Origin of the sequence: Pseudomonas sp. 21LCFQ02 (assembly GCF_024129895.2) — a bacterium.
Classification (GTDB): domain Bacteria; phylum Pseudomonadota; class Gammaproteobacteria; order Pseudomonadales; family Pseudomonadaceae; genus Aquipseudomonas.
In genome coordinates, this window is record NZ_CM178749.1 from 4,550,512 (window position 1) to 4,566,201 (window position 15,690).

Here is a 15,690-nt window from a genome sequence, read left to right on the forward strand (position 1 = left end):
ATTGAGATCTTTGTGGGAGGCAGCTCTGCTGGCGAATACAGAAGTACATCCACAACAGATGTGCCGGTTTTACTGGCCCTGTCGCGAGCAGACCGGGGCGCCGGCCGGCCCCTCCCACGGGGCCCAACCAGACCCACTAATCGCTTAACTGATCGGCATTGCTCCTACGGGGCAGTGCGTCTGGCCAACTTTATGGAGAACCCTTCAATGCCTGAAAATTCCCCCATCGCCCTGGTCACCGGGGTCAGCTCCGGTATCGGTGAGGCCATTGCCAGCCGTCTGCTGGACGATGGCTGGCAGGTCATAGGTCTGAGCCGTAGCCGTCCTGCACTGGAGCATCCGCAACTGCGCTGGGTCGCTGCTGACATGGCTGACAATCAAGCACTTGAGCACGCCCTTGAACAGGTCGGTGAACTGGACGCCATCGTGCATGCTGCAGGTTTCATGCGCACTGCACCGCTGGGTGAGCTACTGGCCGAAGACGGCGCGGCCATGTGGCAGGTGCATGTCGCCGCCGCCACGCAACTGGTCGACAGCCTGCTCGGACGCCTGCGGGTGCCCGGACGCATTGTGCTGATCGGCAGCCGAACCATGAACGGCGCCAGTGGGCGTAGCCAATACGCAGCGACCAAGGCCGCGCTGGTCGGGCTGGTGCGTTCCTGGGCCATCGAACTGGCACCGCAAGGCATCACCGTCAATCTGGTCGCCCCCGGCGCCACCGCGACACCGATGCTCAGCGCCCCCGGCCGGCAAGGCACGCCGCCGCGCAAACCACCGATCGGCCGCTTCATTCAACCCGAGGAAGTTGGCGCGATGACCGCGTTCCTGCTCGGCCCGCAGGCCGGGGCCATTACCGGCCAGAGCCTGGTGATCTGCGGAGGGGCGTCGTTGTAAGCCGTTGCCGAGCGCCCAAAGATGATTCAATGGGCCCCCGGCAACAAATGCTAAAGTGTCGCCTCACCCCCTGAAGGATCGCCATGAAAGTCGCCAAACGCCGCCAGGCCATTCTGGAGCTGGTGCTTGCCAACCACGGCAATATGAACGTCGAGAGTCTGTGCTCGATCATGCAGGTCTCCGAAGCCACGGTACGCCGTGACCTCACCGCGCTGGCCGAGCAAGGCATGATCATGCGTACCTATGGCGGTGCAACGCATATCGGCAAGCAGGCGCCAGAGACCTCGCTGGAAGAACGCAGCATCCAGTCCGGTCCGGAAAAAAGCCGGATTGCCCGCACCGCACTGGCGCACATCCAGGATAACGACACCATCGTACTGGACAGCGGCACCACCACCGCGACCCTGGCGCAACTGCTCAAGGAGCGGCGCGGCCTGCATGTGATCACCAACAACATTCTTGCCCTGCCGGCCTTGCGCGAGCTGCCCGAAGGGCGGGTTACCCTGCTCGGCGGCGACCTGCGCCCCGGCAGCATGGCCACCTTCGGCGCCGCGGCCCTCGCCGCTCTGGAGCGGTTGACTGCCAACAAGGTGTTCGTCAGCGCCGACGGCGTGGTCGCCGGGCGCGGTTTGTGCGAAGCCAATGCCGACCAGGCCTGGCTGAAAGAAAAAATGCTGCAGCAGGCTGCCGAAGTGTTCGTGCTGGCCGACGCCAGCAAGATCGGTCGCGATCAGCAGCAACACTGGACACCGCTCAACACGCACTGGACCTTGATCACCACCGCACGCCGTGAAGCACTGCTGGAGTTCGAGGCCGATACCCGCATCACCCTGCTCCAGGCCGACTGAGCGGTCTTGTTTGACCTGCGCCAGCACATGGCGCACCCTCAGGGCCCCTCAGTTGCAGATCGCTCGCGTTCATGGATCAGAAACTTCTCAGACTGCCCCGCAACACAAAGGGCCGAGACCTGGTGGTCGGCGATATCCACTTCAAACTGCAGGAATTGTTCGAAGGTCTTGAAGCGCTGGACTTCAATCCAGAGCGCGACCGCCTGATCAGTGTGGGCGACCTGATCGACCGCGGCCCTGGCGTGCTGCAAGGACTCAGGCTGCTGGGCGAGCCCTGGTTCTACATGGTGCAAGGCAACCATGAGCGCATGCTCATCGACGCCTGGCTGCGCAACCCCCACGCGCCCTACTCGGCCCACGGTGCCGAGTGGTGGCTGTATATCGATGACGACTCAAAAGCAATGATCGTGCGCAAGCTGCAAAGCCTGCCGATTGTGATCGAGATCGACACCGTCAACGGGATGGTCGGCGTCCTGCATGCCGACGTGCCGGCGCAACTGAGCTGGCAAGCCTTTACCGGCGCCCTGGATGCACCACGGGTCAGCGAGACCGCGCTGTGGGGCCGCGAGCGCATCCGCCGTGGCAACCACCATGGCGTGACCGGGGTCTGGCGGGTGTGCACCGGGCATACCCGGGTCGACACGCCGCAGCGACTGGGCAACGTGCTGGCTCTGGACTGTACGGGGGGGGGGGGCGGGCCCGCTGGCTTATTACTGTGCGCAAGACGATACCCTGCACTACGCTGATACCCGACGATCCCCTACGACCAAAGCATGAACATTGGCGCCTGCCATACTTCGTAAAACCCTACTAATATGTGTAGATTGATGCCAAAGTGACATCGCCTATTGTCAGCACTTCTGCCCCCCCACACCTTCAGCCTCAATTCGTCGCCTGACGAGGTCGGCCATGAACGACAAGACTATCAGCCTGCGGCATTGGATGTGGAAGGCATTGGCCAGTACTGCCCTGATCCCATTGATCGCCGTGGAGCTGGTATTGATCGGCATCTATCTGTTTACCAACCAGTCGATCCGCAACACGCAGATCGACTACCTGCATGAAACCGCCGTTAGCGACCTGACCGAATCAGTCGGGCAAAATACCCACATTATCAATACCGAACTCAGCCAGCTGGGCAACGACGCCAACCTGTTTGCCCGGCTGACCGAACACGCCCTGCAGGGCGAGCAGCACGCCCCTGCAATCCTCGCCACCTCGGCAGACGGTGTGCGCTATGACAACGGTGCTGATGATCAGGTGGCATCGTTCTATTCCAGCCATACCCCGCTGGCCAGCCAAGACCTTGGCAAGGTCACACGCCTGGCGACACTGGACCCATTGATCAAGCAACTCAAAGACCGCAACCCGCTGATCGCCAGCGTTTACTTCAACAGTTGGGACAGCTACAACAGAATCTATCCGGGCTTCGATATCCTGCAACAGTACCCCCACAACATGAATATCCCGGAGTACAACTTCTATTACCTGGCCGATGCCAGCAATAACCCGCAGCGCAGTAGCCGCTGGACCGAGGTTTATCTGGACCCGGCCGGTAACGGCTGGATGATGTCGGCCATCGCCCCGGTGTATAGCGGCGATTTTCTCGAGGGTGTGGTCGGTCTGGACATCACGGTCAGCGGCATCCTCAAGCAGATCGGCGAACTCAAGGTGCCTTGGGATGGCTACCTGATGCTTGTGGCCCCGGACCTGACCATCATGGTCATGCCTGAGGCCGGTGAGCATGATTTCAAACTCATTGAGTTGACCGCGCATGCCTACACCCAGGCCGTGTCCAACGAGATGCTCAAGCCGCAGACCTTCAACCTGCGTTATAACGACGCCCATGACGCCCTGGCCAACGCTATCGAAAGCCAACCACGTGGCGTGCTGACCACCCGCTTCGAGGGGCGTGCGCATCTGGTGGCCTGGGATACGGTGGCCAACACAGGCTGGCATTTGCTGGCAGTGGTAGATGAAGCTGCGATTACGGCCACCACCGATACCTTGGCCACCCATTATCGCCAAGTGGGTTATTGGCTCATTGGCGGTCTGGTGATCTTTTATCTGGGTTTTTTCCTGTTCATCTGGTGGCGGGTCAAGCACCTCAGCCAGGCCCTGGTTCACCCCCTGGCCGGGGTTTCGCAGATGATGGCGCAGATCGGCCAGGGGCACTGGCAACCCGACAGGCCGCAGACCGACATCGACGAACTGGCCAGTATGGCGCGAAGCGCCAGCTCGATGGGTGAGCAGCTCAATGAAGCACAAGACTCACGTCAGGTGGCCCAGCAACGTCTAACGGTGGTAATGGAAAGTTCCACTGAAGGGCTGTGGGAGTTCGATGTTGCAAAGCGCGAACTGAACCTGCGCGGCAGCCTGTGTCATCGCTTTAACCTGCCGGAAAAAATCAGCGACCACCGGCTGCTGCATGATCGCCTGCAGCCAGCCGACAGCGAGGCCTTGATCCGTTTTATCAAGGACCTGGAAAAGGGCCGATATCACAACGGATGCGAGTTGCGCCTTGTCGATCATCACGGCAAAACCGTATGGCTGCAGTGCCGCGGGCGAGTGTTGGCACGTGATCCAGACAACGGCAAGCCACTGTTGCTGGCCGGCACCTGCATGGACATCAACGGTCTGAAGAACGTCGAAACCGACCTGCGGCTCAAGACGCTGGAGGCTGAGACCGCCAGCCTGGCCAAGTCACGCTTCATTTCCAGCATGACCCATGAGCTCAAGACACCGCTCAATGCCATTCATGGCTTCGCCCAGTTGCTCAGCTACAACAACCCAGGTAGCGCCGGGCCGGTCGATGAAATCATCCGCGCCAGCAATCACCTGTGCCAATTGGTCAACGATCTGCTGAGCTGGTCGAGCGTGCAGGCCGAGCAGGCGCGCTTGCAACTGGCACCTATCGATACCACGCAACTGCTACGCGAATGCGTTGACATGGTCAGCCGCGATGCTCAAGAGGCAGAGCTGACGTTAAGTCTGGGAGAAATTCAGGTCGGCCCCGGGATCATTGCCGATGCACGGCGGCTGCGTCAGGTGATACTCAACCTGCTATCGAATGCCATCAAATACAACCGGCCTGGCGGCGCGGTCACCGTGAGTTGCCGCCATGAGCACGGCCGTGCTCGCATCTATGTCGAGGACAGCGGGCTCGGCATCGACAGCCAGGCCCGTACACGGCTGTTCGAGCCCTTTCAGCGCCTGGGCCAGGAAAATACCGCGATCCCCGGCACCGGCATCGGACTTGCGCTGTGCAAGGAACTGGCGCAACGGATGAACGGCGAAATCGGAGTCACCAGTACCTTGGGTAGCGGCAGCCTGTTCTGGATTGAACTGCCTTGCGCGCAAAGCGAGCCAACTGCTGCTGCCAGCAATCGCCAGGCCAGCGTGCTGTGCCTGCAACAGGACAACGCCGAGCGCGCGCTGATCAGGCAGGCATTCAAGAACATCGCCAGTGTGCGCATAGTGGACGAGGACCGTCTGGTGCTTGAACAAATGAGTCAGGCACCGGTGCAACTGCTGCTTATTGATCTGGACTGCATCGGCTCAGCTATTCAGGCACTGCTGGTCAGCCTGCAGGAGCTCTATGAAGCGCGCTGTCCACCCGTGATCGTGATGAGTTCCCAAGAGATTCCGCGTTACCTGTTGAACCTCAACTGCCAAGGCCTGTTGAGCAAGCCTGTCGATCCAGACGAACTCAGAGAACTGGCTGCCGTTTTCCTGTGCGAGGATATCCAACGTGTTCCGTAACCTTCAGCTAAAAGCGCCGATCGTCATCATCGATGACGTTGCGGCCAATGTCCGTTTGCTCGGCTCGACTCTCAAGGCATTCGGTATCAAGCAGATTGTCACCTTTACCGACCCGCAGGCTGGCCTGCACTGGCTTGAACACAACCCTTGGGACATTCTGCTGCTGGACCTGGACATGCCTGCGCCCAATGGTTATGACATTCTCCAGGCATTGGGGCAGCGCAACAGAATCGAACAGCCAGTGATCATCGTCACTGCCCTGAATGACCCGCAGAGCCGCCGCCAAGGGCTGGAACTGGGGGCCAATGATTACATCTGCAAGCCCATTGACTTGGCCGAGGTGATGCTGCGGGTCCAGAACTGCCTGCTTCTCAAACAAGCCACCGAGCAGTTGAAGCAGGTCAACAGCCAACTCGAAGCCAGGGTCCGGGAACGCACCGAGCAACTGGCTGAAAGCTACACAGCGCTGATTCGCGCGCTGGGTCGCGCCGCGTCTTATCGCGACGATGACACCGGCGAGCATATCTACCGCATCGGTACATTTGCCGGCATGCTGGCTCATGGTATGGGGATGCCACCAGAGTGGTGCGACCTGATCCGCCAGGCAGCACCTATGCATGATGTCGGCAAAATCGGCATCCCCGACGAAATCCTGCTCAAACCTGGCGCCCTGACCCCTGAAGAGCGTACCCGCATGCAAGCCCATGCACACATTGGCCACGCCATCCTGCAAGACCCGGCCAACAACGAACTGACTGACATGGCGGCACAAATTGCCCTGGCGCACCATGAAAAGTGGGATGGCAGCGGCTACCCCAACGGCCTTGCTGCCGAAGCCATTCCCTTGGCAGCACGTATCGTGGCCCTGTGCGATGTCTACGATGCGCTGCGCCAAAGGCGCCCATACAAGCAGGCATGGGATCGCCAACGCGCACTGGGGCATGTCCGCGAACAAAGCGGCCGACACTTCGACCCGAACGTGGTCAAGGTCTTCGAAGGCTTTATCGACGAGATCGAGGCCATCATCGAACATGGTCTACCGAAAGCCGATCGACGCCCATCGCTGATGGATTCAGCCTTATTGCACCCTAAGGTTTTGGGCTGAGCGCCACAAGCTGAGCAGCTCGCGAGCCTCGCCACAAAAACACCAGCACCGCCAGAGCGCCAACCAGGCCCGGCAACGCGAACGCCAGGAAGCTGGCCTGCAAGGGTAACCCCGAAGCATGCAGCGCCCCGCCCAACAGCGGGCCGATAATCGCCCCGGTCCGGCCGATGCCCATCGCCCAGCCGAGGCCCGTGGAGCGCACTTGGGCCGGGTAATACTGCACCGCGCAGGCGTTGGCCAGGATCTGGGTGCCGATGGTGCAGGCACCAGCCATTGCCACCAGCAGGTACAACACCGCCAGCGGCGCCTTGAAAGCCAACAGGCTCAAGGCCAACGCGCCACAGATGAAGAAGCCGAACAGCACCTTGCCCAGGCCCACCCGGTCCCCCAGCCAACCGCCGCCAATAGCGCCGATAATCGCTCCGGCGTTGAGCACCAGCAAGAAGCTCAGGCTCGAATCCAGGCCGTAACCGGCACTGTTCATCAGTTTCGGCAGCCAGGAACTCAAGGCATAGACCATCAGCAGGCAGCAAAAAAACGCCAGCCACAGCATCAAGGTGCTGAGCGTACGGCCTTCGCGAAACAGCTCGGCAATCGACACGCTGGCCCGCGCCGCACCACCCTGCTGCAGTTGCTCGTCGGCAGCCGGACGATAACCGGGCGCGGCCTGGGCGAGGATGCGCTGCGCCCGTGCGGTCTGGCCGCTGCGCAGCAGGTAGTCCATCGACTCGGGCAATTGGCGAATCAGCAGCGGCAACAGCAGCAAAGGAATCGCCGCGACATAGAACACCGACTGCCAGCCCCATTGTGGAATCAGCACAATACCCAGGCCCGCCGAGAGCATGCCGCCCAGTGAATAGCCGCTGAACATCACCGCCACCAGGGTGCTGCGCGAGCGCTGCGGCGAGTATTCGTTCATCAGCGCCACCACGTTGGGCATCACTCCGCCGATGCCCAATCCGGCAATGAAGCGGCACAGGCCGAACATTTCCGGGCTGCTGGCCAAGCCGTTGAGCGCTGTGACACCGCTGAACAGCGTCACACAGAAGGCAATGGTCTTGCGCCGCCCGATGCGATCGGAAATCGACCCGAAAAACAGCGCGCCAATCATCATCCCCACCAGTGCGCAACTGCCCAGCGCGCCGGCCTGCAGGGCACTGAGCCTCCACTCGGCCATCAGCGAGGGCAGCACCACGCCGTAGATCACCAGGTCGTAGCCGTCGAAGATGATGATCAGCGCGCACCACAGCAGCACGCGGGCATGAAAGGCATTGAAACGGGCCCCGTCCAGCAGGGCGGTAACGTTAGTCTTATGCATGGCATGACTCTTTTTATTGTCGTTATTGTCGTTCAAGGCAGCTCAGGCTGGTTGCAGCCAGCCCAGGCGACTTTTGGCCTGCTGCAGATCGGCCGCAAGGTCGTGATTCCACAGCCAGTCGAAACGCTGGGCCAGGGTCTGGCCCAGGCGTGCTTGATCGGCGGCCGTTGCCGGATCACGCAACTCGTAGAGTTCGCCGGCCTGGCGCGAGGTGCGCTGGACCTGGCAGGCTCGGGGCCGACGCACTGCATCGTAGGCGGCCAGCATAAGCGGCACCTCAGCATCCAGCAGTTGCGGGTCGCCCAGTAGCCTGGCCAACAGCCAGGCATCTTCAAGCCCCTGGCCGGCGCCAGCGCCTTGGTGCGGCAACATCGCGTGGGCGGCATCGCCGATCAGCGCCACGCGGCCATGCACGTAACCGGGTAACTCCGCCAGATCGTGCAAGGCCCACAGGCTCGGCGTCGGGATGCATTCGAGCAGCACCTGCGCCGCCTCGCTCCAGCCACTGAAAGCGTCGAGCATTTCGGCCTGACTGGCCTGACGCACCCAAGGCTGGTCGGCCGGCCATTGCGGATCGGGCCGGCTGCGGTCGGTCGTGAACGCCACGACATTGATCAACCGGCCGTGCTTGACCGGGAAGGTCAGGATATGGGCGTCCAGGCCCAGATACATCTGCGGCACGTCGATCAGATGCTCGTCCAGACCGCGCTCACGGTAGGCGCCGCGCAGGATTTCGCTATCGATCAGCCCGCGATAGGCACAGGTGCCGCTGAACTGCGGTGCAGCCGGCGGCTGGCCCAACCCTTGGAGCACGTGATCACGGATTGATGACTTGATGCCGTCGGCACCGATCAGCAGATCGCATTCATGCTCAGTGCCGTCACTGAAGCGGATCTGCAGCCGCTCAGCCTGCTGGGTGACCTGCACGGCGCGCTTGCCGAAACAGGCAATACCGTCTGGCAGGCGGCTGGCCAAGGCATCGAGAAAGTCTGCACGATGCACCGAAGACTGGCCCACACCCGGCGCGACGCTGGCGCTCAGGTAGCCGGCGTCGACTCCCCGGCGCCATTCGAACCAGACATCCTGCCAGGGTGCCGGGGTCTGGTCGGCGATCTGCCGATAAGGTTCGCCAAGCCCCAGGCCGGCAATGGCCCGTACTGCATTGGCGCCAAACGACACGCCCGCGCCCACCTCACCGAAAGCAGCAGCGGATTCGAACAGTTGCACCTGAAGATGAGCATGGCGGCACAGGTCCAGGGCCAGGGCGACGCCGGCGATACCGCCGCCGACGATTGCGATACGCAAGGGAGATTTGCTCTGCATGTAAGACACCCCATCGGGCTGGTTGTTATTGGAATGTCTGTATCTTGCGGCGCACGGTTGTATTGATAAATAACGCAGATCGCATAGGATCTATCACCACTGTGAATAGCGCTTCATCCACGGCGACGGAGCCCCCATGAACCTGCGCGACCTTGATCTGAACCTGCTGCTGGTGCTGCACCAGCTACTCATCGACCGTCAGGTGTCCAGTGCCGCCGACAATCTCGGGCTGACCCAGCCGGCAATGAGTAACGCTCTGAAACGCTTGCGCAGCACCTTGAACGACGAGCTGTTCGTGCGCAGCGGACGCAGCATGCAACCCACGCCCTACGCCGAACAGCTGGCACAACCCGTGGCCCAGGCCATCGCCCTGCTCCACCAGGCGCTGCAACGACCTGCGGCGTTCGACCCGGCCAGCAGCCGGCGACGCTTTACCCTGGCGATGACCGATATTGGTGAGATCTACTTCATGCCCCAGTTGATCGACACCCTGCTGCAACGTGCGCCGGGGCTGTCGGTGACGACCGTGCGCAGCGACGCTCAGCTGTCCGAAGCACTGGCCAGCGGCGCGATCGATCTGGCTGTGGGTCTGCAACCCAACCTGCAGAGCGGCTTTTACCAGCGAAGGCTGTTTGTGCATCGCTATGTGGTGCTGTGCCGTCACGGCCACCCGCTGGCCGGGCAAGCGATGACCGCGCAAGCGTTTGCCCGGCAGAGTCACGTCCACGTGGCCGCCGCCAGCACCGGCCACGGTGAAGTCGAACAGTATCTGCGCCGCGCCGGCCTGCAGCGTGATATCCGCCTGGAAGTGCCGCACTTTGTGGCCGTCGGGCATATCCTCCAGCGCAGTGACCTGGTCGCCACCGTACCGGAGCGCTTTGCCTCGACCTGCCTGCAACCGTTCGGCCTGGTTGCGCTGCCATTGCCGGTGCCGCTGCCGGAAATCACCATCAACCTGTTCTGGCATGCACGCTTTCACAAAGAGCCGGCCAACCAGTGGTTTCGGGATTTGATGTTCGAGTTGTTCAGCGATTGAGCAACCGTTCGTCGCGCCCGACAAACTTCTCCCGGCGTTCACGTGCCGTACCTGTAATGGGCGAAGATTGAGCGCTGCGCGCTTTCGGTCACCCCTTGATCTTGCTAACCCTGTTTTTGATAACAAGAGGTGTCTCATGAAAACTTCACTGAGCAACCTGTTCGCGATTGCCGGGCTGGCCTGCATGCTGAGCGTGCCGGCCCTTGCTGCATCAACTGTAACCCCAGGCGATGGTCAGTCATCGTCAATTCCTCACACTGAAACCGCACCCGCGGGCAGCGCCTTGCCGCCAGGCAGTCCGATGCCCACCGACCCCGCGATGGGCAACGGCATGGACGCTTCAGGCAGCAGCGTACGGCCACCGACCCAGATCAGCCCGGACATTCATGAGCAGGAAAGCAAAGACCGTGATGCGCGGCAGAAAACCCTCCGTGAACAAGACCGTGGCCAGGAAGCTCGCGATCAGGCCCCGGCAAAACCCTGAGCCTTGCGGCCCGGCATTCGCCTGCGGTGATTGCCGGGCTGTGGCATAACCAAAAGGTATCGGCGCCTCAAAAAGCCGGATTGGTCTTGCATGGGTCGTTGTCGCTAGACTGGGCCAAGTGAAGCAGTTCATGACCCCAGAGAATGCCCTCAGATGATCATTTCGGCCTGCACCGATTATCGCGCTGTAGCCCAGCGCCGCCTGCCGCCCTTTCTGTTCCATTACATTGATGGTGGTGCCTACGCCGAGCATACGCTGCGGCGTAACGTCAGTGACCTGGCCGACATCGCCCTGCGCCAGCGGGTATTGCGCAACATGTCGGATTTGAGCCTGAAAACCTCGCTGCTCGGTGAACAACTGGCCCTGCCGGTGGTGCTGGCCCCGGTCGGGCTGACCGGCATGTATGCGCGCCGGGGTGAAGTCCAGGCCGCGCAGGCGGCGGATGCCAAGGGCATTCCCTTTACCCTCTCGACAGTTTCAGTCTGCCCGATTGAAGAAGTCGCTCCGGCGATCAACCGCCCCATGTGGTTCCAGTTGTATGTGCTCAAAGACCGCGGTTTCATGAAAAACGCCCTGGAGCGCGCCAAAGCGGCGGGCGTCACCACCCTGGTGTTCACCGTGGACATGCCGGTGCCTGGCGCCCGCTACCGGGATGCACATTCCGGCATGAGCGGCCCGAACGCTGCGTTCAGGCGCATGCTGCAAGCCTTTACCCACCCGGCCTGGGCCTGGGATGTCGGGCTCAATGGCAAGCCGCACGACCTGGGCAATATCTCGGCTTACCGTGGTCACCCGACCGGGCTGGCCGACTATATCGGTTGGCTGGGCGCCAATTTCGACCCGTCGATTTGCTGGAAAGACCTGGAGTGGATCCGCGAATTCTGGCAAGGGCCGATGATCATCAAGGGCATTCTGGATGCCGAGGATGCCCGCGACGCGGTGAGCTTTGGTGCCGACGGCATTGTGGTCTCCAACCATGGCGGTCGGCAGCTTGATGGCGTCTTATCGACCGCGCGGGCCCTGCCAGCGATCGCCGATGCGGTCAAAGGCCAGTTGGCGATCCTCGCTGACTCGGGCATCCGCAATGGTCTGGATGTGGTGCGCATGATTGCCCTGGGCGCTGACAGCGTGATGCTCGGTCGCGCGTTTATCTATGCCCTGGCTGCCGCCGGTGGCCAGGGCGTGACGCACCTGCTGGAGCTGATCGAGAAGGAAATGCGGGTGGCCATGGTACTGACCGGTGCCCGCTCGATCAGCGAGATCGGCCGTGAATCACTGGTTTGCGCCTGAGACCGGCTCACGGCGTTCACGCAGCAAGTCGATGAACAACTGCAACTCGCGACTGACCGGCTCGCCCTTGCGGCGCAGCAGGCCGAACGGCGCCATCTGCGCGTCGATGGTCAGCGGCAGGGCCTTGACCAGGCCCATTTTCAGGTAGTCGCGCATCGCTGATTCGGACAGCACCATGACCGCGTCGGTCAACTGCACCAGTTGCTGCATGGAGTACACCGAGCTGCACTCGATGATGTCTGCCGGCATCGGCAGTTGCTGGCGCAGCAACGCCTGATCGAAGGCGATACGCGCAGGGCTTGATTGCGGCTGGAGGATCCACGGCCAGTCCCTGACCAGTTCGTCCCATTGCAGGGTTTCGCGGTCGGCCAACGGGTGGCCGCTGTGCACCACGGCAATCAGTTCTTCGTTACCCAGCGCCTCGAATTGGTATTGCTCGCGATCATTGTCAATATTGCGCCGGGTCACGGCGATATCCACCCGGCCCTGCTCCAGCAATTGCACGACCTGATCACTGGTATCGCCCATGATCCGCAGCCGCAACTGTGGGTTGAGCGCCTTGATCTGCGCCACCGCCTGCATCACCAGGTCCGGCGCGGCGCCCATGATGGTGCCAATCGACAAATAGCCGTAACCGCCCTGTTGCCGAGCCGTCAGGTCCGCAGCGCAGCGCTCAAGGCCGCTCAACGCTGCCTCGGCAAAGCGCAGCAGCTCGCGGCCCAACGCCGTAGGTTGCATGCCGCGTGGCAGACGCTCGAACAGTTCGCAGCCAAACAGGTCTTCAATTTCCTGCAGCATGCGGCTGGCAGCAGGCTGCGACATGTTCATGCTGACCGAGGCGCGGTGCAGGTTGCGGCTGGCGCCCAGCATCACCAGCATCTGCAGATGCTTGTAGCGCAGGCGGCCAAACAGGTGGTGTTCGTTCATCGCATGACCTTCTGAAGCTGCCCTTTAGACCGATACCCTTAAAGTATCAGCCAACAGCTAATTTCGATTAGTCAGGCATCATAAGGGCGCAGTAGAGTCAGTGCCACAACAAAACACCCGGTTGTTGCTCAGTTCGATAACTCCAAAAAGGAAACTGACGTGAACACTCTCCCTGCCTCTGTGGTGGCCAAGGTCTCTTGGCGCCTGCTGCCATTTCTGCTGTTGATGTACATCATGGCGTTTCTCGACCGCGCCAACGTGGGCTTTGCCAAGCAGACGTTCCAAGCCGATACCGGTATCAGTGACGCGGCCTTTGCCTTCGGTGCCGGGGTGTTCTTCGTCGGCTACGCGCTACTGGAAGTGCCCAGCAACCTGATCATGCACCGGGTCGGTGCCCGGCTGTGGATGTGCCGGATCATGGTCACTTGGGGGCTGGTGTCAGCGGCCATGATGTTTGCCCACGATGAAATGACTTTCTATGTGCTGCGTTTTCTGCTGGGGGTGGCCGAGGCCGGGTTCTTTCCCGGGGTAATTCTGTACCTCACCTACTGGTTCCCCAGTGCGGTGCGCGGCAAGGCCATGGGGTTCTTCTACTTTGGCGCGCCGCTGGCGTTCATTTTCGGCAGCCCGCTGTCGGGCTTGTTACTGGAACTCGATGGTGTACTCGGCGGCCGTGGCTGGCAGTGGCTGTTCGCGGTAGAAGGTCTGCTGGCCAGTGCCGTGGGCATCTGGGCCTACTTTTACCTGGATAACCGCCCTGCCGATGCCAAGTGGCTGACGGCTGAGGAGCGCACCCAACTGCAGAATGTGCTCGATGCCGAGGATCGCGATAAACAACGCCACGGCAGCCTGCTCAAAATCCTTTGCCAGCCGGCAGTCCTGTACCTGTGCCTGATCTACCTGCTGATCCAGGCCAGCGTCTACGGCGTGGTGTTCTACCTGCCCAGCCAGGTGGCCGGGCTGCTGGGCACTAAAGTCGGGCTGATGGTCGGCATCGTCAGCGCGATCCCGTGGCTGTGCGCCCTGCTCGCGGCCTGGAAAGTACCCGGTATTGCCGACCGCAGCGGCCAGCGCCGCTCAGTGGCGGCCCTGACGCTGGTGATTTCCGGTCTGGGCATTGCCGCCTCGGTCAGCGTCTCCAGCCCGGTACTGGGCATCTTGGCCCTGTGTTTTGCAGCGTCGGGGTTCATTGCCGTGCAGCCGGTGTTCTGGACCTTTCCTGGCAGCTTCCTGGCCGGCTCCGCCGCAGCCGGCGCCATCGCCCTGATCAACTCGTTCGGCGCGCTGGGCGGTTTTATCGCACCGATCATCAAAAACCAGGCCGAGACCCTGTTCCAGTCACCGGCGGCCGGCCTTTACGTGCTCTCGGTGACCACCCTGATCGCTGCAGCGCTGATCCTGGGCATTCGCTCACCTGGCAGTGCGCAGCCGCACAAGCAAGCGAGCTTTCAACACTGTTTTTTTCAATAACGACTCTTTTTGTACTGACCAAGAGGCATTATCCATGGCCATTCCTGTCATCAAACACGTGCGCGCCTATGTGCTGCGCGGCGGCGGCGCCGACTATCACGACCAGGGCGACGGGCACTGGATCGACGATCATATCGCCACGCCCATGAGCAAGTACCCCGAGTATCGCCAGAGCCGGCGCAGCTTCGGCATCAACGTGCTGGGCACGCTGGTGGTCGAGGTCGAGGACAGCGACGGCAATGTCGGCTTTGCGGTGACCACCGGCGGCGAACCTGCGGCCTATATCGTCGAAAAACATCTGGCGCGCTTCGTCGAGGGTGCCAGGGTTACCGATATCGAGCGCATCTGGGACCAGATGTATCTGTCGTCGCAGTACTACGGCCGTAAAGGCCTGGTGATCAATACCATTTCCGGAATTGACCTGGCGCTGTGGGACTTGCTTGGCAAGGTCCGTCAGGAGCCGGTCCACCAGTTGCTGGGGGGCGCGGTGCGTGACGAACTGCAGTTCTACGCCACCGGCGCGCGCCCGGACCTGGCGCAGCAGATGGGTTTTATCGGCGGCAAACTGCCGTTGCATCACGGCCCGGCCGAGGGCGAACAGGGCCTGCGCAAAAACCTCGAAGAGCTGGCGGTGATGCGCGAGCGGGTCGGCAAGGACTTCTGGCTGATGCTCGATTGCTGGATGAGCCTGGACCTCAACTACGCCACGCGGCTGGCCCACGGTGCTCAGGAGTTCGGCCTGAAGTGGATCGAAGAGGCGCTGTCGCCGGATGACTACTGGGGTTACGCCGCGCTACGCAAGAACGTCCCCACCGGCATGCTGGTAACCACCGGCGAACACGAAGCGACCCGCTGGGGTTTTCGGATGCTGCTGGAGATGGGCTGCTGCGACATCATCCAGCCCGATGTCGGCTGGTGTGGCGGCATCACCGAGCTGATCAAGATCTCTGCGCTGGCCGATGCGCATAACGCGATGGTCGTGCCCCACGGCTCCTCCGTGTACAGCTACCACTTTGTCGCCACCCGCACCAACAGCCCGTTCGCCGAGTTTCTGATGATGGCGCCCAAGGCTGACCAGGTGGTGCCGATGTTCCACCCGCAACTGCTCGGTGAACCGGTGCCGGAGAACGGCCGCATGCGCCTGTCGAGACTGGACAAGCCGGGGTTTGGCGTCGAACTGAACCCCGAGTGCCAGTTGCACCGGCCCTATCAGCACTGACTCTGCGAGGAACC

General features: G+C 61.8%; 13 protein-coding genes. 10 read left to right on the forward strand and 3 right to left on the reverse strand.

What is annotated here, in order from left to right:
• The first annotated feature begins 207 nt into the window (after window positions 1-207).
• From NJC40_RS20715 to NJC40_RS20735, 5 genes are all read left to right on the forward strand, one after another.
• Window positions 208-894: an SDR family NAD(P)-dependent oxidoreductase gene (locus tag NJC40_RS20715; RefSeq protein WP_253141310.1), complete on the forward strand. Its 687-nt coding sequence runs from the start codon at window positions 208-210 to the stop codon at window positions 892-894.
• A gap of 83 nt (window positions 895-977) precedes the next feature.
• Window positions 978-1,742 carry a DeoR/GlpR family DNA-binding transcription regulator gene (locus tag NJC40_RS20720; RefSeq protein ID WP_045491410.1) on the forward strand — a complete coding sequence of 255 codons (765 nt, stop codon included), beginning with the start codon at window positions 978-980 and terminating at the stop codon, window positions 1,740-1,742.
• Between the two features lie 71 nt (window positions 1,743-1,813).
• Entirely contained in the window at window positions 1,814-2,488 is a 675-nt protein-coding gene (locus NJC40_RS20725; protein WP_253141312.1) for a metallophosphoesterase, read from the forward strand.
• Window positions 2,489-2,651: 163 nt separating this feature from the next.
• The gene (locus NJC40_RS20730) at window positions 2,652-5,504 is read left to right on the forward strand and encodes an ATP-binding protein (RefSeq protein WP_253141314.1); all 2,853 of its coding nucleotides are present in this window, start codon (window positions 2,652-2,654) and stop codon (window positions 5,502-5,504) included.
• Entirely contained in the window at window positions 5,494-6,609 is a 1,116-nt protein-coding gene (locus tag NJC40_RS20735) for an HD domain-containing phosphohydrolase (protein WP_253141316.1), read from the forward strand. The genes NJC40_RS20730 and NJC40_RS20735 overlap by 11 nt, the downstream gene beginning before the upstream one ends.
• On the opposite strand, the gene NJC40_RS20740 is transcribed toward NJC40_RS20735, so the two are convergent.
• Together NJC40_RS20740 and salA are read right to left on the reverse strand one after the other, a co-directional pair.
• A complete protein-coding gene (locus NJC40_RS20740) occupies window positions 6,593-7,927 on the reverse strand; it encodes an MFS transporter (RefSeq protein WP_253141318.1) in 1,335 nt (444 codons plus the stop codon). The genes NJC40_RS20735 and NJC40_RS20740 overlap by 17 nt on opposite strands.
• A gap of 42 nt (window positions 7,928-7,969) precedes the next feature.
• Window positions 7,970-9,250 (reverse strand): salicylate 1-monooxygenase, encoded by a 1,281-nt coding sequence (gene salA, locus NJC40_RS20745; RefSeq protein WP_253141319.1) that lies wholly within the window; start codon window positions 9,248-9,250, stop codon window positions 7,970-7,972.
• Between the two features lie 136 nt (window positions 9,251-9,386).
• On the opposite strand from salA, the gene NJC40_RS20750 reads away from it, so the two are divergent.
• The 3 genes from NJC40_RS20750 to lldD all read left to right on the forward strand — a co-directional run bounded on the left by NJC40_RS20750 (window position 9,387) and on the right by lldD (window position 12,060).
• Window positions 9,387-10,286: a LysR family transcriptional regulator gene (locus NJC40_RS20750; protein WP_253141321.1), complete on the forward strand. Its 900-nt coding sequence runs from the start codon at window positions 9,387-9,389 to the stop codon at window positions 10,284-10,286.
• Window positions 10,287-10,422: 136 nt separating this feature from the next.
• Window positions 10,423-10,770, forward strand: a complete 348-nt coding sequence (locus NJC40_RS20755) for a hypothetical protein (RefSeq protein WP_253141323.1) — start codon at window positions 10,423-10,425, stop codon at window positions 10,768-10,770.
• 153 nt (window positions 10,771-10,923) lie between these two features.
• Window positions 10,924-12,060 (forward strand): FMN-dependent L-lactate dehydrogenase LldD, encoded by a 1,137-nt coding sequence (gene lldD, locus NJC40_RS20760; protein ID WP_253141324.1) that lies wholly within the window; start codon window positions 10,924-10,926, stop codon window positions 12,058-12,060.
• Here lldD and NJC40_RS20765 read toward each other — a convergent pair.
• The gene (locus NJC40_RS20765) at window positions 12,043-12,987 is read right to left on the reverse strand and encodes a LysR family transcriptional regulator (RefSeq protein ID WP_045491429.1); all 945 of its coding nucleotides are present in this window, start codon (window positions 12,985-12,987) and stop codon (window positions 12,043-12,045) included. The two genes, lldD and NJC40_RS20765, sit on opposite strands and share 18 nt — an antisense overlap.
• A gap of 159 nt (window positions 12,988-13,146) precedes the next feature.
• On the opposite strand from NJC40_RS20765, the gene NJC40_RS20770 reads away from it, so the two are divergent.
• Both NJC40_RS20770 and rhmD read left to right on the forward strand, forming a co-directional pair.
• Window positions 13,147-14,457, forward strand: coding sequence for an MFS transporter (locus NJC40_RS20770; RefSeq protein ID WP_253141326.1), 1,311 nt, complete (start codon window positions 13,147-13,149; stop codon window positions 14,455-14,457).
• Between the two features lie 34 nt (window positions 14,458-14,491).
• Window positions 14,492-15,676 carry an L-rhamnonate dehydratase gene (rhmD, locus tag NJC40_RS20775; protein WP_045491435.1) on the forward strand — a complete coding sequence of 395 codons (1,185 nt, stop codon included), beginning with the start codon at window positions 14,492-14,494 and terminating at the stop codon, window positions 15,674-15,676.
• Window positions 15,677-15,690 lie beyond the last annotated feature (14 nt).